This is a genomic window from Arsukibacterium sp. MJ3 (assembly GCF_000987765.1).
Taxonomy (GTDB): domain Bacteria; phylum Pseudomonadota; class Gammaproteobacteria; order Enterobacterales; family Alteromonadaceae; genus Alishewanella.
This window is the reverse complement of record NZ_LAHP01000002.1, coordinates 219,951-240,279: the sequence shown is the minus strand read 5'-3', so window position 1 is coordinate 240,279 and position 20,329 is coordinate 219,951. Positions and strand designations below refer to the sequence as shown.

The 20,329-nt window shown below is 44.9% G+C and carries 21 protein-coding genes; 11 read left to right on the top strand and 10 right to left on the bottom strand.

Annotated elements, in window-relative coordinates:
* The first annotated feature begins 54 nt into the window (after positions 1-54).
* Both VT06_RS02510 and VT06_RS02505 read left to right on the top strand, forming a co-directional pair.
* The gene (locus VT06_RS02510; protein WP_235357333.1) at positions 55-381 is read left to right on the top strand and encodes a hypothetical protein; all 327 of its coding nucleotides are present in this window, start codon (positions 55-57) and stop codon (positions 379-381) included.
* Positions 382-443: 62 nt separating this feature from the next.
* Positions 444-1,223 (top strand): DUF3530 family protein, encoded by a 780-nt coding sequence (locus VT06_RS02505; protein ID WP_082122423.1) that lies wholly within the window; start codon positions 444-446, stop codon positions 1,221-1,223.
* Between the two features lie 24 nt (positions 1,224-1,247).
* Here the strand turns inward: VT06_RS02505 and djlA are convergent, their stop codons facing one another.
* On the bottom strand, positions 1,248-2,030 hold the full coding sequence (gene djlA, locus VT06_RS02500; RefSeq protein ID WP_046552675.1) for a co-chaperone DjlA: 783 nt from the start codon (positions 2,028-2,030) through the stop codon (positions 1,248-1,250).
* A gap of 173 nt (positions 2,031-2,203) precedes the next feature.
* Between djlA and VT06_RS02495 the strand changes: the two genes are divergently transcribed.
* From VT06_RS02495 to VT06_RS02465, 7 genes are read left to right on the top strand one after another with little or no spacing between them, the layout of a single operon-like run.
* Positions 2,204-4,462, top strand: a complete 2,259-nt coding sequence (locus VT06_RS02495) for an LPS-assembly protein LptD (protein ID WP_046552674.1) — start codon at positions 2,204-2,206, stop codon at positions 4,460-4,462.
* Positions 4,463-4,473: 11 nt separating this feature from the next.
* A complete protein-coding gene (surA, locus tag VT06_RS02490; protein ID WP_046552673.1) occupies positions 4,474-5,763 on the top strand; it encodes a peptidylprolyl isomerase SurA in 1,290 nt (429 codons plus the stop codon).
* Positions 5,764-6,747: a 4-hydroxythreonine-4-phosphate dehydrogenase PdxA gene (gene pdxA / locus VT06_RS02485; RefSeq protein ID WP_046552672.1), complete on the top strand. Its 984-nt coding sequence runs from the start codon at positions 5,764-5,766 to the stop codon at positions 6,745-6,747.
* 3 nt (positions 6,748-6,750) lie between these two features.
* Positions 6,751-7,566, top strand: a complete 816-nt coding sequence (rsmA, locus tag VT06_RS02480) for a 16S rRNA (adenine(1518)-N(6)/adenine(1519)-N(6))-dimethyltransferase RsmA (protein ID WP_046552671.1) — start codon at positions 6,751-6,753, stop codon at positions 7,564-7,566.
* Positions 7,559-7,936, top strand: a complete 378-nt coding sequence (gene apaG, locus VT06_RS02475) for a Co2+/Mg2+ efflux protein ApaG (protein WP_046552670.1) — start codon at positions 7,559-7,561, stop codon at positions 7,934-7,936. The genes rsmA and apaG overlap by 8 nt, the downstream gene beginning before the upstream one ends.
* Positions 7,936-8,739, top strand: coding sequence for a symmetrical bis(5'-nucleosyl)-tetraphosphatase (locus tag VT06_RS02470; RefSeq protein ID WP_046552669.1), 804 nt, complete (start codon positions 7,936-7,938; stop codon positions 8,737-8,739). Before apaG ends, VT06_RS02470 begins: the two co-directional genes overlap by 1 nt.
* Before the next feature lie 17 nt (positions 8,740-8,756).
* Complete coding sequence (locus VT06_RS02465; RefSeq protein ID WP_046552668.1) at positions 8,757-10,769, top strand: methyl-accepting chemotaxis protein; 2,013 nt, start codon at positions 8,757-8,759, stop codon at positions 10,767-10,769.
* A 58-nt stretch (positions 10,770-10,827) separates the two neighbouring features.
* On the opposite strand, the gene VT06_RS02460 is transcribed toward VT06_RS02465, so the two are convergent.
* From VT06_RS02460 to rplU, 5 genes are all read right to left on the bottom strand, one after another.
* The gene (locus VT06_RS02460; protein WP_046552667.1) at positions 10,828-11,208 is read right to left on the bottom strand and encodes a DUF3718 domain-containing protein; all 381 of its coding nucleotides are present in this window, start codon (positions 11,206-11,208) and stop codon (positions 10,828-10,830) included.
* A gap of 74 nt (positions 11,209-11,282) precedes the next feature.
* The gene (gene folA, locus VT06_RS02455; RefSeq protein WP_082122422.1) at positions 11,283-11,771 is read right to left on the bottom strand and encodes a type 3 dihydrofolate reductase; all 489 of its coding nucleotides are present in this window, start codon (positions 11,769-11,771) and stop codon (positions 11,283-11,285) included.
* A gap of 8 nt (positions 11,772-11,779) precedes the next feature.
* Positions 11,780-12,940, bottom strand: a complete 1,161-nt coding sequence (gene cgtA / locus VT06_RS02450) for an Obg family GTPase CgtA (protein ID WP_046552666.1) — start codon at positions 12,938-12,940, stop codon at positions 11,780-11,782.
* A gap of 131 nt (positions 12,941-13,071) precedes the next feature.
* Complete coding sequence (rpmA, locus tag VT06_RS02445) at positions 13,072-13,329, bottom strand: 50S ribosomal protein L27 (RefSeq protein WP_046552665.1); 258 nt, start codon at positions 13,327-13,329, stop codon at positions 13,072-13,074.
* A gap of 15 nt (positions 13,330-13,344) precedes the next feature.
* Positions 13,345-13,653: a 50S ribosomal protein L21 gene (rplU, locus tag VT06_RS02440; RefSeq protein WP_046552664.1), complete on the bottom strand. Its 309-nt coding sequence runs from the start codon at positions 13,651-13,653 to the stop codon at positions 13,345-13,347.
* Between the two features lie 223 nt (positions 13,654-13,876).
* Here rplU and ispB point away from each other — a divergent pair, with 223 nt between their 5' ends.
* Positions 13,877-14,848 (top strand): octaprenyl diphosphate synthase, encoded by a 972-nt coding sequence (ispB, locus tag VT06_RS02435; protein ID WP_046552663.1) that lies wholly within the window; start codon positions 13,877-13,879, stop codon positions 14,846-14,848.
* A 63-nt stretch (positions 14,849-14,911) separates the two neighbouring features.
* Here ispB and mdh read toward each other — a convergent pair whose 3' ends face one another.
* The gene (mdh, locus tag VT06_RS02430; protein ID WP_046552662.1) at positions 14,912-15,850 is read right to left on the bottom strand and encodes a malate dehydrogenase; all 939 of its coding nucleotides are present in this window, start codon (positions 15,848-15,850) and stop codon (positions 14,912-14,914) included.
* Positions 15,851-16,037: 187 nt separating this feature from the next.
* Between mdh and argR the strand changes: the two genes are divergently transcribed.
* Positions 16,038-16,505, top strand: a complete 468-nt coding sequence (gene argR, locus VT06_RS02425; RefSeq protein WP_046552661.1) for a transcriptional regulator ArgR — start codon at positions 16,038-16,040, stop codon at positions 16,503-16,505.
* On the opposite strand, the gene VT06_RS02420 is transcribed toward argR, so the two are convergent.
* The 3 genes from VT06_RS02420 to glnK form a co-directional block, all read right to left on the bottom strand.
* Positions 16,506-17,459, bottom strand: a complete 954-nt coding sequence (locus VT06_RS02420; protein WP_046552660.1) for a Dyp-type peroxidase — start codon at positions 17,457-17,459, stop codon at positions 16,506-16,508. It lies immediately after the preceding gene.
* Between the two features lie 891 nt (positions 17,460-18,350).
* Entirely contained in the window at positions 18,351-19,622 is a 1,272-nt protein-coding gene (locus tag VT06_RS02415) for an ammonium transporter (RefSeq protein ID WP_046552659.1), read from the bottom strand.
* Between the two features lie 11 nt (positions 19,623-19,633).
* Positions 19,634-19,972, bottom strand: coding sequence for a P-II family nitrogen regulator (glnK, locus tag VT06_RS02410; RefSeq protein WP_046552658.1), 339 nt, complete (start codon positions 19,970-19,972; stop codon positions 19,634-19,636).
* Positions 19,973-20,329: the final 357 nt, after the last annotated feature.

Genomic DNA, 20,329 nt, shown 5'->3' with positions numbered 1-20,329 from the left:
CCCAGAGAAGCTGATAGTTTTAAGCTGTAATGCAGCCTTAAAAGGATACACCTCATGCATGCTATAAGTCGTTACTGTGTAACCATCACAGTATTAGCCTGTATCACCTTTCATCTTCAGGCGGAACAACCGGCAACATTGGTGCAAGAAGCCCATGTTTGTACCGATGAAAATGAAACGCAACGCTTGGCAATTAACCATCAATTAAGAGAAATGGCCAAGGCGCTTGCAGAATTTAAACCTACTAAATTTTGTTTTATTATGCAGCCGTCGTTAGCGGTAGTGGTAATTGAAAAAGGTGACAGTTATGTGAAGTTTAGCCATGACACAAAAGTTATGTTTACTTTTCCAGAGTATATTCACGCTGCCAACACCATTTAAACCTCGGTATAAAGTTCTGTCTGACTTAGCCGATAATATAAAATATCGGTTTAAGGCAGAGCATGATGCGACGTTTTTGGAGTAGTGTACTTATTTTGTTCACTTTAGCGTGGGTAAATGTTACCAGCGCTACTACACCGGACAAACAGCAATTATGGCAAGAAGATTTGCGCCGACAAATATTGTCAAGTGAGCTTACAGAATTAACCAGCGCCAGCGGTAATTTCATGGCATTACAACGCCAAGCCTTAACCAGCGATACTAAAGGCACCGCTATCCTGGTTGCCGACGCTAGCGAACACGCTGCCAGCCCCAACCAACTTGATGCACTGCGCCAGCAACTTAACGACTACGGTTGGGACACCTTGGCAATAATGGCACCTGACGCGAGCCTATTTGAAGCCAATGTTGCCACTGCAGACTATCAACAACAACTGGCAGAACGTCTTATTACCGCTACCGGCCAAGCAGAACAGCAAGCAGGCAGTATCATTGTTATAGCCAAAGGCAATAGCGCTGCACTACTAAATCAACTTTATGCTTCAGACCAGCTAGCCGAACCCACTGCCTTTATCATGCTGAGCGCTTATCTGGCTGATGATAAATTAAATCGGGAATTGGCAACTCACATTGCTAATCAGAAGGTACCGACTCTGGATATTAGCCATCAAAGGGACAACCGTTTTGCTAATGCCAACCTTAAATTAAGAAAGCAACTGGCTGAGCGTAACCTGAAAAACCAGTATCGACAACGCCAGTTAACCGGCACTTCTTATGATGCTGACGTACATGCCTGGGTATTAAAGGAAATCACCGGCTGGCTTTCCAGTATTGGTTTATAAAAGCTAGCTGCATACAGGTTTGCTTCAATAGCGGCTTTTTAGCAACTCATAAGCAGCCTGAATTTCCTGGGTACGGCGCTTTGCGACATCTAGCATGGCTGCCGGTACACCCTTAGCCATAAGCTTATCAGGGTGATGTTGTGACATTAGTTTTCTATAAGCACGTTTTAAGTCTTTTTCAGTACAGTCACTACTGACACCCAACACCTTATAAGCATCTTGCACAGCATTAGCCGCTGGTTTTTGGTTATCGCGTTGATTAAATCGCTGCTGAGCACGATAGGCGGCGAGTAGGTTGTCTAATTGTGATCGCGACACACTCAATTGTTGAGCCACCTGTTGCAACAACCCATATTGCTCGGACGTCATTGGGCCTTCAGCATTGGCAATACCTAACTGAATTTCTATAAAGTATTGCAAGACATCGCCCTGATGCCGATATTGCTGATAAAACTGTTGCAGCTGAGCCATTAGCGGGAAGTTACTGGCCTTGCCATCCCGAAAAGCAGCTTGTGCTTCTTGTTGTTGAGCGTCATTCAAGCCCAGTTGCTGCATAAAATGGTTGGCTTGGCGAATGTGCGCAGCCGTTACGACTCCGGTTGCCTTGGCAATATGGCCCATTGTGGCAAAGGTGCTGTACATAAAAACGCCAGGCTGATCTTCATTGTCACGGAATACACCACGAAATTGGGCAAGTTTACCCCCCATTTTCATATCAAACCAATGTCCCAACAACAGACCAAAAAACAAACCCGGCAGCCTTAATACCGCTAAACCAAGCAAAGCCCCAATAATTTTACCCCACAAAATTCTTCCCTCATTGGTTACACGATAAGGCGAGTAGCCACTAATCCACTATAATCTGACAGCCGTTATAGCAGAATCGCACTATATCGGATTAGCAGGAAATCTAAAATTGATTTATCATACCCAGCTACTCTTATAGATAATGATAATAAATCTGAGACAGTGAATACTGGATGAAAGCATGGTTTAGCAGGATAATTATTACAGGCTTGTTTTGTGGTCAGCTGCAAGCCGAAGAACCTGTGATCCCAATGTGTTACCAGCCTTTAGCGCAACCTGACGTGCTCAGTACTTTAGACCCCAACGATAACGCCGTACGGATAAATTCCGATATTGCTGATCTTAGTGGTAATCAAACTGCAGTATTTAATGGTAATGTCGAGATTATTCATCGTGAAACCCTGTTAAGTGCCCCAAGCGCGCGTTTTAGCCGCAGTGAACAAAGTATTTTTGCTGACGGTGGTATTGAGTATTTCGATAGTAGCTTAAAAGTATCGGCCAGTTCTTTTAACGCCGATACTGTTAATAACGTTGCCAGAATTACCGATGCTAAGTATCAATTTATTGCTCAGGCTGGTCGTGGCTATGCTGACACGCTTTTTGCCAGCCCAGAGCAAATTAGCCTTAATCAGGCTTTATTTACCACTTGCCCGGTAGCGGATAACAGCTGGGCGCTGCATGCTAACGACATCAACATTCAGGCCGATGAAGGTTGGGGTTCTGCCCGTAATGCAGTGTTTAAAATTAAAGACATTCCGGTATTCTACTTGCCGTACCTGACATTTCCAGTAAATGAGCAACGTAAAACGGGTCTGTTATTACCTAAAGTTGGTAGCTCGCAGTTACTGGGGCTCGATATCGAACTACCCTACTACATTACTTTAGCTGATAATTACGATATTACTCTTACCCCGCGCTACATGAGCAAACGTGGTACCCAGTTAAAGTCAGAGTTCCGCTATTTAACGGTAGCCCATCAAGGAACATTACAACTAGAATATCTTAGTTCTGACAACGAAAAAGCAAATGATTTTGGAAGCCGATACCTTAGCCACCTTAACCATCGTTCTGATTTTAATTCCAGTTGGCGTGGCTATATCGATTTTACCGATGTCAGTGACGATGCCTATTTAACAGAACTTGGCTCTGACTATACCAACCAAAGCGACACCCAACTTTACCGAGAAGCTACTCTGGCCCATTATGGCAGCGTGGTTAATAGCATGATCCGGCTGCAGGGCTTTGAAATTCTGGGAAATTTCACCGATGCCTACAAAACCTTACCTGAGGTAACGTTAAGTTCTGCAAAACCCATGATGCTACTCAACCCACTTGAATTTGACTGGCTCGCTAATTATGCTCATTTTCAAAATGACAAGGCTTTAATAAACTCAGCAGACAGGCTACATTTACAGCCCACAGTCCGGTTACCCTTTGTGACCCCCGCGTTAGAATTTACCGCTGAAGCCAGCATGCTTTATACCTATTATCAGCAAAATACAGCTGTAGAAAATGCTGCAATTAAAAATTCTGTGCAGCGAGTGTTACCTACTCTGCGTTTATATAGTCGCTTAAACATGGAGCGGGAATATGACTGGTTTGGCGAACCCGCTTTACAAACGTTTGAACCACAAATTCAATATCTATATATTCCCTACCGCCAGCAAAGCCAGATTGGTTTGTATGACACCACCCGCTTACAAGATGATTACCATGGTTTATTCCGGCAAAATCGCTTTTCCGGCATAGACCGCATAAACGAAGCCAATCAGCTTACCGTTGGCTGGACTACTCGTTTTTACGATAATATTGATAACGAACTTTTCCGCTTTAGTCTGGGTCAAATCTTCTTTTTAGAAGACCCAACTGACGTTACGGCCTACCTGACTAACAACCTGACACCGTCTGATTCTGTGCTGGCAGCAGAAATGATGTGGCACTGGTATCGAAAATGGTATTTTAGCGCCGCTACCCAATATGATATTGACGCTAAAAACTTAATAAAAAGTAATGCTAGTCTGGATTATCGCGGCAGTGAGAATACCCTAGTTCAATTGAACCATCGCTACAGCCGTGCTGTCTCAGGATTGGAAATTCAGCAACTTGGGGTGCTTGGCACGGTGCCTTTGGCAAAAAATTGGCAACTGGTGGCCAGTTACTATCGTGATGTGACAAATAGTCGTATGATAGACGCCAATTTTGGCGTGCAATACGAGTCCTGTTGCTGGGCTATCCGACTGGTAGCCAGACGACATATTCTGGCGAACCTCGATACCAACATCGATAACGCCTTGCTATTTGGCGAGCTAGACAGCAGTCTCAGTTTGCAATTTGTGTTAAAAGGCTTTGGCGATAAAGCAGGTTTTGGCGTTACAGACATGTTGTCGAATGGCATTTTTGGCTATCGCCGCCCGTATTTACTAACTAATTAGTGTAGGAATTTATGAAGTTACAGCAAGTTATCAGTCTGGCTTTTATTGGCTGTCTAAGTTTTTCCAACATCGCGGCAGAAAAAGAAATCGATCGGGTAGCCGCTATTGTTGACAACACGGTGGTGTTGCAAAGCGATATTGACGATGTGGTAAACCGCGTTAAGCGTAATGCTGAGGTTCAAAACCAAACCTTACCGTCAGATCAAGCGTTAAGAACTCAGGCCCTAGAGCGATTAATCTTAACCAGTTTACAGCTGCAACTCGCCGGACGGATGGGTTTACAAATCAGTGATGCACAATTGGACGATACTATTCGCAATATTGCTCAAGGTGAAAACCTTAGTTTGGAAGCCTTTCGGCTTAAGGTTGAAACTGAAGAAGGGAATTATGAACGCTTCCGGGAAAAGTTGCGGGAAGAAATTATCACCAATGAAGTGGTTCGTGGCAGTGTACAACGCCGGATTTATATCAGCCCACAAGAAGTTGACAGTCTGCAAAAACTAATGGAAGAGCAAGGTGCCGTTAGCGAAGAGTACAACCTGGGCCATATTCTTATTGCAATACCCAGTCAGGCAACAGCCGATGATATTAGTGATGCGAAAGAACGGGCCGATAAAGTAATGGAACTGCTGCAAAATGGCAGTGATTTCCGTCGAATTGCTATTGCATCGTCATCAGGTGGCAAAGCGCTAGAGGGTGGTGAGTTAGGTTTTATGAATATTAACGAGATGCCTACACTGTTTTCAGAAAGCATTCGTGATAAAAAGAAAGGTGAACTGCTTGGCCCAATGCGCTCTGGTGCAGGTTTTCACATTCTGACAATATTTGATATTCGAGGCGAGAACGTTGCTGAAATCCAGGAAGTTAATTCGCGCCATATTTTGATTAAACCCTCTATTATCCTCAGCGAAGAACGAGCTCGCACTATGCTGATTGAATTTGCGACAACGTTACGCGCTGGCCAAGCTGATTTTGCTGAATTAGCAAAAGCACATTCAGAAGACCCCGGTTCTAAAATGAACGGTGGTAATCTGGGCTGGAGTGAACCACAGGTCTTCGTACCGGCATTTCGAGATACCTTACAACGGTTGGCTCCTGATGAAATTAGTGAGCCGTTTCGTACTGAACATGGCTGGCATATTGCTCAAGTTCTGGATAAACGGATAGTCGATGCCACCGCCGACAAAAAGCGGGAGCAAGTATATCGGATGATTTACAACCGACGCTTTAACGAAGAATCAACGAATTTTCTGAAAGAAATACGCGATGAAGCCTTTATTGACGTATTACCGGAGAGCTAGATGACCTTACGAATTGCCATTACCCCGGGTGAGCCTGCGGGTATAGGCCCAGATTTAGTTGTAACACTTTCCCGGCAAGACTGGCCAGTTGAGCTGGTTGTCTGCGGCAATGCAGCGTTACTCAGCGAAAGAGCAACAATGCTGGGCATACCGTTACAACTATTGCCGTTTAATAGCTCAACTGAGGCTAAACCTCAGCTAGCCGGCACCTTAACCGTAGCAGATTTCACCCTGACTGAGCCGGTACAGCCTGGCCTGCTTAATGCGGCTAATGGTCAATACGTAATAGACACCTTGCATTTCGCTGGCGAAAAAGTAATACAAGGTGAGTTTGTCGCCATTGTTACTGGCCCGGTTCATAAAGGAATTATTAATAAAGCCGGCATTCCTTTTAGTGGCCATACTGAATTTTTTGCCCATCAGTCTAATAGTCCCTATGTAGTGATGATGCTGGTAACTGAAGGGTTAAGGGTTGCGTTGGCTACCACGCATATACCGCTAGCCTATGTAGCAAAAGCCATTACCCGAGACAGGCTACTAAAAGTTATTACTATTTTGCATCACGACTTACAGCATAAATTCGCCATTGCTAAGCCAAGGATCTATGTCTGTGGCTTAAATCCGCATGCTGGAGAAGACGGTCATCTGGGACGGGAAGAACTGGACATCATTATTCCAACCTTAGCCGAGTTGCGGGCCACAGGTATTGATCTGGTTGGGCCTTTACCAGCTGACACTCTGTTTCAACCTAAATACCTTGATGATGCTGACGCCGTATTAGCAATGTATCACGACCAGGGTTTACCGGTGCTAAAATACAAAGGCTTTGGCCGCTCAGTCAATATCAGCCTCGGCCTGCCCCTGATCAGAACCTCAGTGGATCATGGCACCGCTCTGGATTTAGCTGGCAGCGGCAAAGCTGACTCAGGCAGTCTGTTTCTTGCCGTCCATCAAGCAATTACTCTGGCTCTACAAGCGAATTAATCTATGACAGACAATGTGCACCAGGGCCATCGTGCCCGCAAACGTTTTGGCCAGAATTTTTTACATGATCCACAGGTTATTAGCCGCATTGTTAAGGCTATTGCCCCTAAACCAGTCGACGTATTGGTAGAAATCGGCCCTGGCCTTGGCGCATTGACCGAACCGGTAGCCGATGTCGCTGGCCATCTTATTGTGGTTGAGCTAGACCGTGATTTAGCCGAGCGCCTGCGACAACACCCAACCCTGGCTGACAAGCTCACCGTCTACCAGGCCGACGCTATGAAATTTGATTTCGCCATGCTGTTAAAGCCTGGCCAAAAATTAAAGATATTTGGTAATCTACCTTATAACATTTCCACTCCTTTATTATTTCATCTGTTTGAGTTTGCCGATCACATCAACACCATGCACTTTATGCTACAAAAAGAAGTGGTGCAGCGAATGACAGCCAGTCATGGTAGTAAAACGTTTGGCCGACTAAGTGTAATGACGCAATATTATTGTCAGGCTATTCCAGTAGTAGAAGTAGGTCCTGGTGCATTTACGCCTGCACCAAAAGTTGATTCTGCCGTGGTACGATTACTACCCTATCCGGTTGCTGAAAGAGCTAAGGTCGATCCGGCTATTTTAAACAGGGTGTGCTTAGAGGCATTTAATCAACGCCGAAAAACTTTACGTAACGGCTTTAGTAATTTTGCCACTGCCGAGCAGATAAGTGCCTTAGGTATCGACCCTACCATCCGGCCTGAGCAATTACCGGTCAGTGGTTTTATTAAAGTCGCCCAATGGCTAGCAGAGCAGGAAATGCATAATGAGTAATTCGCTTGATATTCAAATAAATGTTGATAATTTTTATCTTGGTGCGCAATCTGATCCGACAGATAACCGTTATGTATTTGCCTATACCATTACCATAGAGAACCATAGTTCAGAACAAGTTAAACTACTGAAACGCTATTGGCTTATTACAGATGCCAATGGCAAGCAGGCCGAAGTACATGGCGATGGTGTGGTAGGCGAACAACCAGAATTAGCGCCGGGTGCCAGTTACAGTTACACCAGTGGTGCGGTACTGGAAACACCTGTAGGCACCATGCAGGGCCATTACGAAATGCTTAGCAGTTCGCAACACCGGTTTAATGCTGCCATACCGGTGTTCAGGCTGGCCATGCCAAACATCTTGAACTGATGGCTACTTATGTCATTGGCGATGTGCAGGGGTGTTACGGTGCGTTATTGCGTCTGCTCGAACATATCAGTTTTAATCCTGATGTTGACCAGCTGTGGTTTTGCGGCGATTTAATTGCCAGAGGCCCTGACTCCTTAGCCACCTTAAATTTTATAAAATCATTAGGTAGTAATGCTAAATGTATTTTAGGGAATCACGATTTACACTTTCTTGCTAGCCAATTTGGTTTCAGCAAACTAAAACCTGCAGACCAACTGCAGCAACTACAACAAGCAGCGAACTTAGCAGAACTTATTGATTGGTTATTAAGCCTGCCATTAGTATATCAAACCGCTAATCAGCAATATTTGATGGTTCATGCCGGTCTGGCACCAGAGTGGAGCGTGGCCGAAGCCGTCAAAGCAGCCGATATCGTTAGCAAGAAATTAGCGCATCAGCCTGAGAAAATATTTGCTACTATGTACGGCGATACACCCGCTCTGTGGCAAGATGTCACCACTGAGCAACAGCAATGGCGCTTCACCATTAACGCCTGCACCAGGATGCGCTTTTGCTTACCAAGTGGTGCACTCAATTTACAGGAAAAAGGATGCCCGCAGCCGCAAACTACCCTAGTGCCTTGGTACGAATTTTGGCGTACTAAACCCCACCCGGAGTTATTTTTCGGCCACTGGGCAGCATTAGACGGTTTTAGTCCGGTACCGGGTATTCATGCGCTAGACACCGGTTGTGTCTGGGGTAATACTCTGACCGCATATTGTATTGAACGCCAGCAACGCTATAGCGTTGCCGGTATAACATAGTTGTTTTGGGAGTTATTATGAAGTTAACCGTTGCTTTACGGGTTATGGGTGGCTTTGCCATCATTTCTCTGTTACTGCTGATGATAGGTATTACTGCTTACGTCAGCCTAAATAATATAAGTAACGCCACTACCGAGGTTAACGAGGTTTCTATTCCGGCACTTGAAAACAGTGCGTCAATGAAAACCGAGTTTGTTACGATGAGCCAGGCAAGCTTACAAGGTTTTTATGCTACCACGCTCGACCAAAGTCGTGAGGTAAACCAGCGTTTTAGCCAGCGCCAAGCGGTATATGACGAAGCAGCCAGCTCGCTCCGCGAGGTTATTAGCGAAAAGCCGACGTTAACGGCAGCATCCGAGCAGGTTAATGAAACTTATCGCCTTTTTATTGAAACCAGCGTTAATTTGCAAAACAAATTAAATAGTAATATTCGTTTGCGCAGCACGATTGCCAGTAAGTTAGGCGATCTGGAATTTAGTTCTGATGATATGGCATCGTTAATTCTCGACTTCACCGATGTTCGTAATGTGCAGCAACGGTTTCCAGCTGCTTATCAAGCAGCTACCCAAATGGAAACGGGCATAAACACACTAATTAATAACGTTATTGATTTAAATCGCACCGAAACAGACACTACTGTTGCCACGGTAAGTAATGAAATTGCCTTCCGCTTACAAGAATTACGGGAGCAAGTAGCTATTATCGAAAATAGTGCCGGTGATGCAGTACCAATGACGACAGATATTACTGAAAAATTGCAACAAATTTCTGGGTTTCTGGAAGGTAGCAATGGTATTCCGGCTTTAAAAGTGCAGTTACTAGCCGATATCGCTAATGCTGAGGCCCAGCTAACTGCAGCTAATGAACTTACCCGAACCGGTTCAGAGCGGCTGAATAGCCTGCTGAGTTTAACCCGCAGTGCTGCTGCAGTCATTGAACAACATGCGACGTCAGGTGTAAATAATGCCATTACCACCATTTTTGTTGTTGTGATCGTTTCTATTATTCTGGCCATTTTTATTGCTACCGTTACAGTAAGGCGTATCGTAAAACCCTTAGCTGAAATAAATCAAATGCTTGGCGTAGTGGCGTCTGGCGATTTAACCAAAACACTTGATGCTTCATCTAACGATGAATTTGGCGAACTCGCCCGCAACCTAAACAAAGTGGTTGGCAACCTGCGACAATTGATACAGGGTATTATATCCCGCTCAACCCAGTTAGCGGCGGCATCTGAACAAACGTCCGCTATAACGGTACAAACGACTCATGCTATCCGTGAGCAAAAATCGCAAGTTACTCAAGCTGCCACTGCTACCACAGAAATGAGTAGCACCTCACAAGGCGTGTTACAAAGCTCGAATGATGCATTGGCTGAAATTAAAAACGCAGATAAAGAAGCAGAGCGGGTTAAAGGGATTTCACTGGAAAACAAAAGTACTATTATCCAGTTGTCACGCGAAGTTGAACAAGCATCAATAGTCATTAATAAACTGCATAAAGACAGTGCGTCGATAGGCAGTATTCTGGATGTCATTCGTGGTATTGCCGAGCAAACCAATTTATTAGCGCTTAACGCTGCAATTGAGGCAGCACGCGCTGGTGAGCAAGGTAGAGGCTTTGCAGTAGTTGCCGATGAAGTTCGTTCACTGGCCAGTAAAACTCAGGCTTCTACTCAGGAAATTCAGGCGATGATCCAAGTGCTGCAAACGGGCGCGCAGGCCGCTGTTGAAGCAATGAATAAAGGTAAAAAACAAGCTGAAAATTGCGTCACTCAAACTGAAGTCGCTACCTCTGCGCTTGATTCTATTACTCATGCGGTACATTTAGCTCATGATATGAGTGAACAAATTTCTAGTGCTGCCAAAGAACAAAACCAGGTATCGAATGAAATTAGTCAACTACTGGAATCGATTGTAGCCATTGCCGAGGAAACGGCATCCGGTGCTGAGCAAACATCTGATTCTAGTCACGAAGTTGCCAGATTGGCTGAAGAACTTCGCCAATCGGTAGAGCAGTTTAGGGTGTAAGCAGATATTGTACTAAAAAAAATCCGCTCATTGAGCGGATTTTTTTTGCCAGTTAATTTTAATCAGTCGAACCAGCACGGTCTTTTAATGCCGCTAATAACGGTGAGTCAGCAAAGCCATTGCTTTCAGCCCAGGCAATATCACCAGAATCTACAACCTGAGAGCCAGGCAATTGCCGGACAATAAATTCACCAACGTCAGGTGCATTACTTTTAAAAGCGTGCCGGATTAATGGCTCACCATTACATAAGACACCATCATAAATATTCCGCAAGCGAAGTCGGTAGTCACTGAGTACTTTACGTAGACGGTTTCTATCGTTAGCTGCTACGTAGTCACACATAGAAGCGGCTAATTGCTGATCAGCTTCAACTACCGGCGACATTACCACAGCAGCGCTTAATGCTGCTGTGCACAATAAGGTGGGCACCAATCTCATTTACTACTCCTCGGCTGGAACGATAGCCTGCATATTAGCAACATGTGAGAACCTGTGCAAATGCCACAACGCTGCTACCGTCGCTCTAACGTAATGAAGCGGTATGAGTACGGATTTAATTCATCAGACTGATGTCTCTGGTCAGCTTGCAATTGCCAATCTGCTGCCGCCTGATAATCAGGAAAATAAGCATCACCACTAATATCGAGGTCAATCTCAGTCAGGTACAAGGTAGTTGCCAAAGGCAGACATTGCCGGTAAATATCTGCACCACCAATTATCATAAGTTCAGGACTAGTCTTTACCGCAGCCATCGCCAACTCGACACTATTAAACCACTCAACACCTTTGGGATCGGAGGGGAGTGTCCGGCTTATTACTAAGTTGCGCCTACCCGGCAGTGCGCGGCCAATAGAATCGAAAGTCTTGCGCCCCATCAACACCGGTTTACCTAAAGTAACTGCTTTAAAATATTTCAAATCAGCAGGTAAATGCCAAGGCATTTGATTGTTTTTACCAATCACCCGATTATTAGCCATTGCGGCTATCATGGCTATTTTCATACTACACCCTAGCGCTGATAAATCACTTCAACATCATAATCGTCGTCATCAAAATCGTCGTCATCATCCAGATCGTCTTCCAGCTTATTGGTAGCATCTTCATGATAATCGTCCCATTTAAAATGTACTGGATCAGCAACTTCAGTTTCCAGCTGTTCGGTTGGTAACGTTTCAATATAGCGTAAAATATCAGCTGCTAAGCGTTCTGTATTAATACGGCCGGCAGCAGAAATTTTGAAAACAGGCCCTTGCCATTCAAGCGCAGCCGTCACCGCAGCAATAGTCTGCTCAAGTTCATCATCTAACACCAAATCCAGCTTGTTAAAAACTAACCAGCGCGGTTTTACCGCCAGTTTACTGCTGTATTTGTGTAATTCATGAATGATGGTTTTAGCATTTTCTGCCGGATCAGAGCCATCCGCAGGAAGCACATCAATAATATGCAATAATAAGCGGCAACGTTCCAGATGTTTTAAAAACTGGATACCTAAACCTGCACCTTCCGCTGCGCCTTCAATTAACCCCGGAATGTCAGCAATTACAAAAGACCGATGCGCTTCAACCCTGACCACGCCAAGATTTGGCACCAAGGTGGTAAACGGATAATCGGCTACTTTTGGCTTAGCGGCAGATACCGAACGAATAAGCGTTGATTTACCGGCATTGGGCAAGCCAAGCAAGCCAACATCTGCCAGTAGCAGTAACTCAAGCCGCAAATTGCGTAATTCACCCGATGTACCATTAGTTTTTTTGCGCGGAGCTCGGTTTGTACTGCTGGCAAAACGGGCATTACCTAAGCCGTGCCAGCCACCCTTGCCTACCATCAGCCGCTGACCGTTCGTGGTTAAATCACCAATAACCTCGTCGGTATCAATATCGACAGCTCTGGTACCTACCGGCACCCGTAACTCTAAGTCGTTACCACGCTTGCCGGTACAATTAACGCTAGCACCATTTTGCCCACGCTCAGCCCGGTGGTATTTTTCAAACTGAAAATCAACCAGTGTGTTAAGGTTTTCATCAGCAACAAGGTACGCATCACCACCATCTCCGCCATCGCCGCCATTAGGGCCGCCTCTAGAGACAAATTTTTCGCGTAAAAAACTGATAATACCGTTACCGCCATCGCCGGCTTCAACCCGGATTATCGCTTCATCTACAAACTTCATCTGTTGTATCCTGATCCACTGTCATAACAAAGGCAAGCGCCATAACGACTAAGTATAACCTATGTGCTAGTTGGTGGAGAAATTTATAAAAAAAACCCCGCACCAGGCGGGGTTTTTTCAATATATGTTAGTTATTCGCTAACAATACTAACGAAACTGCGGTTGTGCTCGCCCTTTACTTCAAACTTCACTTTACCTTCAGTTAAAGCGAATAAAGTATGGTCTTTACCGATGCCCATATTGCTGCCTGCGTGGAATTTGGTGCCACGTTGACGCACAATAATGCTACCAGCTAATACTGACTCACCGCCAAAACGCTTAACACCTAAACGTTTAGACTCTGAATCGCGACCGTTACGAGTGCTACCTACACCTTTCTTACTTGCCATGTGTCGATACTCCTGTTACGCGCTGATGCTGGTAATTTTAACTTCAGTAAACCACTGACGGTGACCCATCTGGTTACGTGAATGTTTACGACGACGGAACTTGACGATCTTGATCTTATCGCCGCGGCCATGGTTGACCACTTCCGCTACTACCTTGCCACCTTCAACTAAAGGGGCACCAATACTGATTACTTCGCCATTGGCGATCATCAGTGGTATAAATTCAATCGTTGCGCCGGTTTCTAGGTCTAGTTTTTCTAGACGAAGCGTTTGACCTTCCGTCACACGGTGTTGTTTGCCACCACTTTGGAAAACCGCGTACATAGTTAACTCCGTACAAGCCACGCCTACGCTATAGATTTATAACTAATAGGGGCGTGTTTAATTCAAATCACAGGGCGCGAATTGTACGCAATTTAACAGATAGCCGCAAGCACAATTATTAAAAAGATCACTTGCTAACGAAAAGGATCGAGATTCGCTTTCTGCAAACCGCTACTATAGTGTAGAATTGGCTACATTCTAAGGGTTTAGCAGTTGTTTTTTCATGACGCTTGACGACATTCGCCAGCTCAGCGATGCTGATATGGCAGCAGTAAATCAGCATATTTTTTCCCAGCTTACATCTGATGTTGCGCTGATTAATCAGTTGGGTATTTATATTGTCAATAGTGGGGGCAAACGCTTGCGTCCGCTTCTGGCTGTATTGGCGGCTAAAGCTTTGGGCTACCAGGGCAATAAACATCTTAGTGTAGCAGCTATTATTGAGTTTATTCATACCTCTACCCTGCTGCACGATGATGTAGTGGACGAGTCAACTTTGCGCCGCGGTAAACAAACGGCTAATGCCTTATTTGGTAATCAGGCCAGCGTACTGGTCGGCGATTTTTTATATAGCCGTTCATTCCAGATGATGGTTACGCTGAATGATATGCGTATTATGCATATTCTGGCAGACGCCACCAATGTTATTGCTGAAGGCGAAGTACTGCAGTTAATGAACGTTAATGATCCTGCTACGACTGAACAAAACTATATGCAGGTTATATATTGCAAAACGGCAAAACTGTTTGAAGCGGCCACCCAATTAGCCGCTATTATTGCTGAGCAACCTGAAACCGTGATACACAGCATGAAACTATACGGCATGCATTTAGGCACCGCATTTCAGCTTATTGATGATGTGTTGGATTATCAGGCTGATGCTGCACAACTGGGTAAAAACATTGGCGACGACCTGGCTGAAGGTAAACCCACTCTACCGCTTATTTATGCTTTGAAGCACGGCACACCTTGCCAGCAAGCGCTAATTCGTAGTGCTATTATTGATGGCAATGGTATGGCTAGCCTGAACGAAATCCTGGCAACAATGGAGCAAACAGGTGCTTTTAGTTATACCAGGGCCATAGCAGAGCAAGAAGCAGAAAAGGCCCGCCGAGCGCTGGATAGCATTCCACATTCTGATTATAAACTGGCTCTGATTGCTTTAGCGGATATGGCAGTTTCACGCAGCCACTAATACTATTTTTTAATGTTACCAATAAAAAAGGCGCTTTCAGCGCCTTTTTTCATCGAAAAAACGTTAGTTATTTTTTACAAACTCTTCGCCTAGCGTAATATCGGCTTTTAAGGTTGCTAACATATCGTGCATGGCTTTTTGCTCATAACTGCTTAACTCACCAATAGGCAGTAGTTTTTCTACGCCATTTTTACCTAATACCAAAGGCTGGGCGAAAAAGCGGGCGTATTGGCCTTCACCTTCAACATAAGCATATTCTGTTACTGCCTCACCTTGTAAACCTTTAATCAACGACATACAGAAACGGGCAGCAGCCTGTCCCATAGAAAGTGTTGCAGATCCGCCACCGGCTTTCGCTTCTACCACTTCAGTACCGGCGTTTTGAATGCGGTGAGTCAATGCAGCAACGTCTTCATCAGAAAAGCTAACACCTGCTATCTGAGATAACAGCGGTAAAATAGTAGTTCCGCTGTGGCCACCAATTACGGGGACTGACAGTTCTGCAGGATTTTTGCCTTTAAGTTCGCCCACAAAGGTTTCTGCACGAATAACATCTAAGGTTGTTACACCAAATAAGCGACGTGGATCGTAAGTTCCCGCCTTTTTAAAGACATCCGCAGCAATAGCAACGGTGGTATTCACCGGGTTAGTAATAATACCAACCAGCGCTTTAGGACATTGCTGCACAATAGCTTCGGCCAGATTTTTTACTACACCTGCGTTAATATTAAAAAGATCAGAGCGATCCATTCCCGGCTTTCGTGGCATACCGGCAGGGATCATTACAATATCAGCACCAGCCAGCGCCTTGTATAAATCTTCTTTACCATAACCGGTTACAGCTACTGCGGTAGGAATATGGCTTAAATCAACCGCAACGCCAGGCGTAACTGGCGCCAGATCGTATAATGCGAGATCAGTACCCGCCGGTAAATCTAACTTCAGTAATAACGACAATGCCTGGCCAATACCGCCGGCAGCACCTAATACGGCAACTTTCATGATTTTCTCCATATGTCAGGATAAGATTTAACGCGCCAACAATACTGAACTGGCGCCATAATTACAAACTGCTTAAGCCTAAAGTCTATGCATTTTAGCGAATTTTTTGCTTCTTTACCTGACAAACTGTACTGAGCAGCCGAATTTGTTACTATTAGCCAGCCACTAACAATAAGATAACGCCACCATGACCAAACAATTAAAACAAGAAGTCTTGATCCAGGCATTTAAAGCGATATTGAAAACAGAAAGTTTCGGCTCGCAAAGTGAAATTGTTGACGCACTGAAAAATGAGGGTTTTGACAACGTTAGTCAGTCAAAAGTATCACGAATGCTCAGTAAATATGGTGCGGTTCGCACTCGTAACGCCCGACAGGAAATGGTTTATACCTTGCCACCTGAACTAGGCGTACCGACTACCAAAAGTCCGTTACGTCAGTTAGTACTTGATATTGAACATAACGATGTGATGATTATTATTCGCACCAGCCCGGGAGCGGCTCAGCTGATTGCTCGTTTACTGGATTCAGTGGGTAAAGCCGAAGGCGTACTCGGCACCATCGCCGGCGATGACACCATTTTTATTGCGCCAATCAGTGTCAAAAATATTAATTTTACCCTCGGTAAAGTCACTGAGCTGTTTGAAAAAGTCTGATCATTTATCTGTTGGCTGGCACGCCATCTCGAGAAAACTAACAGATGGCGCAAAAAAAGCAGCACATAAGTCAACATGACAGTAATCGAACAGTAAATCATATTGCACCAGTGTTGGATCACCATCACAATCGGGGTCATGCACCGTGCCCAGTTGGTAGCCAAATTGGCGAGTAAAACGGTCTGCCTCACCAGCATAACTAATACTAAGCAACCCTTGGCTGTTCTGCTCGGCAAACGGCATATTTTGCATCACTAACATCGGCGGGTTATCCAACAACCCCAACCGTGATCTTAAAGCATGGCTATTACGATGTAATTGCGGTAGTAGCGCCCCTTCAATTTTGCTGATACCCATAATCTCTTCCTGCTGGTGAATATCTAATTGCTGCCAGTGGGGCATATCGTAATGCCAGCGCTGTAAATGCACATAGCTACCACCGGCAAATACCGGCTGCAGCACAGGGTCAATCAAGGCTAATTGGCGCTTTCGGCTGCCTTTAGGGTTAAACGGTGAGTCAATAAAGCCGGTCAAATCACGACCATCAAGATAACGAAAACCTTGTAACTGCTCTAACAAATCAACATGGGTTTTTAATAACTGGCAAATTTGCTGACAAGCAATGTAGTTAACATCAATCCGGTCTGATCTTACCTGAATAAACACGTCAGCCCATACTTCGGCTAACGCCAGGTTATCACTGACAACAACCGGGAAAGGTTTTAAACCTTGTGGTTTAGCACCTGGATATAAGGTATCCCAGTAATCTGCACCAATAGCCACCACACCCGTTAACTGAGCTTCAGAAAAGTGTTCGGCTAACCTCGTTAGTAACATTGGTACCCGAGCTAATTTTTGCCGTAAAATCGCGTCCTGCCCTTCTAATGCGTTAAACAGTAGATAGCTGGCGTGCAAATTAGCTTCAGCACATATACCAAGTTGTTCTCGTGCCATTTCCTTCCCTGAATTCTGATTACTGTTACTGTTACTGTTAACGTAACAGGCGTGTGCATTTTATGGCGAATGCCTGCTTGGCGTGTGAGATATATCTCACAAGAAAGGTAAGTTTAAACGCTATTTTCAACGGAGTACAAACCAAACTATAACTGTAAGCTGATGTTATATATAAAATATACTCGTATATCATATTTTTACAATATTATTACAGCCGGTTTATTACTGAAACTTACCACCTAATGGCCGTTATTAATTGCATAATATCAACATCAACGGAAGGCAACTGGCAGGAAGTCAGTAACGTTTGCAGGATGCAAACAAAAGCTAGGATAGCACAAGGATGATTAAAGGACACGCTCCCGGATGAGCCATATATCAGGATGATATAGCATAGGACGCAATGCCAGGATGGCAACTATTTTGCTCCACCAAGCAAAAAACTACAGGGAAGGCTTTGGACCGCTTAGGATGAGTGTACTATTACAAGGCAGTAATAGTTACGGATAGCAAGACACGGCATGAAGCCGCTGGACACTCCGGGATGGAGCCAGGGATGATTTACTCAGGAAGAGTAACAGCACGGATTAGCTGATACAGAACCGAAAGTGGCCGCGAAGTTTGCGGCCTTTCGCTTTTCTGGCACATAAGAAATTCCCCGCCTCACCTATCACCAAAAAATAATATACCCGAAGTAATTGACGCTGCAATGACGCGACAAGTAAGCGAGTTCCCATGAGCATAACTTGCCTATGTAATTGAGCCGAGCGAACGAAGGCAACTAAGCTGCAGTGTTAAGTAAGAAAGGTATAAAAAAACCCCGCAGTAATTAGCACGGGGTGTCAGACTATAAGACAAAGGACAAGGATAGATGTAAAGTGGTGGATTGGGTTATTTTACCGACGCCACAAACTCAGGGTAGGCTTCAATACCACACTCCGAGGCATCAACGCCTTCATATTCTGCTTCTTCACTTACCCGGATCCCCATTACCAATTTCAGCAGATACCACACCACCAGGCTTGTTAAAAATACCCAGAAGAAGATAGCGGCGGCACCGATCAATTGGCCAACAAACGTACTACCGTCTTTGGTTAATGGCACCAGTAACAAACCAAATAAGCCGATTACACCATGTACTGAAATAGCACCTACCGGATCATCAATTTTTAGTTTATCCAAACCAATAATAGAGGCCACCACCAGCACGCCACCGACAGCACCAAATAAGGTCGCCTGTAACGCACTTGGGGTCGACGGCTCAGCGGTAATGGCCACTAAACCTGCCAGTGCACCGTTTAACGCCATGGTTAAGTCGGCTTTTCGAAACAGCACCACAGACAGAATCAGTGCAGCAACGGCACCGGCAGCAGCGGCAGCATTGGTGTTAAGAAATACCACTGCAACGGCATTGGCATTGCTAATATCACCTAACTTTAATACCGAACCACCATTAAAACCAAACCAGCCCATCCACAGTATCAAGGTACCCAAGGTTGCCAGCGGCATATTAGCACCGGGGATGGCATTAATTTTGCCATCTTTACTGTACTTACCTTTGCGCGCACCCAGCAATAACACCCCGGCTAACGCCGCCGCAGCACCAGCCATATGCACTATGCCTGAACCGGCAAAGTCAGAGAAACCAAACTGATCATCCAGATTAAGACCAAACATGCCTTCAGCCCCCCAGGTCCAAGAGCCATGTACCGGGTAAATAAAACCGGTCATTACCACTGCAAACGCCAGAAAAGCCCACAGTTTCATGCGTTCCGCTACTGCACCAGAGACAATAGACATGGCGGTCGCCACAAACACCACCTGAAAGAAAAAATCAGAGGCGGTTGAGTAAACAGCGCCACCGGTAAAGCCATCTTCACGTTCGGCAAAGCTGGTTAAGGTAGCATCAACGTCAACGCCACCAATACCGTTTAAGAAAAACTCACCACCATACATAAAAGCGTAACCACACATTAAATACATAATGCAGGCAATAGAATACAGCGCGACGTTTTTAGTCAAAATTTCAGTGGTATTTTTAGACCTGACCAGGCCAGCCTCCAGCATTGAAAAGCCAGCGGCCATCCACATTACCAGTACTCCACAAATCAGGAAGTAAAAGGTATCCATGGCGTATTGTAAGTGAAAAATTTGCTCTTGCATGTCAGGGCTCCTTATATTGCTTCAGCATCGGTTTCGCCAGTACGGATCCGTACTGCGCGTTCCAGCTCGTACACAAAAATTTTTCCATCACCAATACGTCCGGTATGAGCGGCTTGCTGTATAGCTTCCAGCAACCGATCAACCTGATCGTCCAACACGGCAATTTCTAATTTTACTTTTGGTAGGAAGTCGACCTGATATTCAGCACCGCGATATAATTCGGTATGCCCTTTCTGGCGGCCAAAGCCTTTTACTTCAGTTACCGTTAAACCTTCTACTCCAATATCCGCAATGGCCTCGCGTACATCGTCCAGTTTAAACGGCTTGATGATGGCACATACAAGCTTCATAGCGTTTTCCTTTTTACTTTTATAATGCGTTTGCACTATTGACAAGGAAACCTTGTGCCACTTTTATTTATTTGATATTTATCATAGCTTTAAATATAAAGTGTCCATGTAAAGGAATGCATTTGCCCTATTTTGGTGCGGCTTTTCCCTTTGCCTGTGCAGTGGCATAAGTAACTGAAATAAATCGGCTACACTTCTCTATCAAAAGTTGGCTTAAGTAATGAAGGTTGGTTATACGCCGTGAAAAAAGAATACGTGCTGTACTATCTTTACTTGGATTCAGCTGAGTAGGGGCGAGTTAATCGATTGGGCTGGCCGCCTGCCGAATCAGTTCATAGGCATCAACCATATGGCGAT

Bases quoted from the DNA above. Each gene is read 5' to 3' on its own strand.
- rsmA (WP_046552671.1), top strand. From the start codon at position 6,751: ATGACAGACAATGTGCACCAGGGCCATCGTGCCCGCAAACGTTTTGGC.
- VT06_RS02505 (WP_082122423.1), top strand. From the start codon at position 444: ATGATGCGACGTTTTTGGAGTAGTGTACTTATTTTGTTCACTTTAGCG.
- VT06_RS02460 (WP_046552667.1), bottom strand. From the start codon at position 11,208: ATGAGATTGGTGCCCACCTTATTGTGCACAGCAGCATTAAGCGCTGCT.
- apaG (WP_046552670.1), top strand. From the start codon at position 7,559: ATGAGTAATTCGCTTGATATTCAAATAAATGTTGATAATTTTTATCTT.
- VT06_RS02470 (WP_046552669.1), top strand. From the start codon at position 7,936: ATGGCTACTTATGTCATTGGCGATGTGCAGGGGTGTTACGGTGCGTTA.
- VT06_RS02415 (WP_046552659.1), bottom strand. From the start codon at position 19,622: ATGCAAGAGCAAATTTTTCACTTACAATACGCCATGGATACCTTTTAC.
- VT06_RS02465 (WP_046552668.1), top strand. From the start codon at position 8,757: ATGAAGTTAACCGTTGCTTTACGGGTTATGGGTGGCTTTGCCATCATT.
- VT06_RS02420 (WP_046552660.1), bottom strand. From the start codon at position 17,459: ATGGCACGAGAACAACTTGGTATATGTGCTGAAGCTAATTTGCACGCC.
- argR (WP_046552661.1), top strand. From the start codon at position 16,038: ATGACCAAACAATTAAAACAAGAAGTCTTGATCCAGGCATTTAAAGCG.
- pdxA (WP_046552672.1), top strand. From the start codon at position 5,764: ATGACCTTACGAATTGCCATTACCCCGGGTGAGCCTGCGGGTATAGGC.
- ispB (WP_046552663.1), top strand. From the start codon at position 13,877: ATGACGCTTGACGACATTCGCCAGCTCAGCGATGCTGATATGGCAGCA.
- VT06_RS02495 (WP_046552674.1), top strand. From the start codon at position 2,204: ATGAAAGCATGGTTTAGCAGGATAATTATTACAGGCTTGTTTTGTGGT.
- folA (WP_082122422.1), bottom strand. From the start codon at position 11,771: ATGAAAATAGCCATGATAGCCGCAATGGCTAATAATCGGGTGATTGGT.
- VT06_RS02510 (WP_235357333.1), top strand. From the start codon at position 55: ATGCATGCTATAAGTCGTTACTGTGTAACCATCACAGTATTAGCCTGT.
- rplU (WP_046552664.1), bottom strand. From the start codon at position 13,653: ATGTACGCGGTTTTCCAAAGTGGTGGCAAACAACACCGTGTGACGGAA.
- glnK (WP_046552658.1), bottom strand. From the start codon at position 19,972: ATGAAGCTTGTATGTGCCATCATCAAGCCGTTTAAACTGGACGATGTA.
- surA (WP_046552673.1), top strand. From the start codon at position 4,474: ATGAAGTTACAGCAAGTTATCAGTCTGGCTTTTATTGGCTGTCTAAGT.
- cgtA (WP_046552666.1), bottom strand. From the start codon at position 12,940: ATGAAGTTTGTAGATGAAGCGATAATCCGGGTTGAAGCCGGCGATGGC.
- rpmA (WP_046552665.1), bottom strand. From the start codon at position 13,329: ATGGCAAGTAAGAAAGGTGTAGGTAGCACTCGTAACGGTCGCGATTCA.
- mdh (WP_046552662.1), bottom strand. From the start codon at position 15,850: ATGAAAGTTGCCGTATTAGGTGCTGCCGGCGGTATTGGCCAGGCATTG.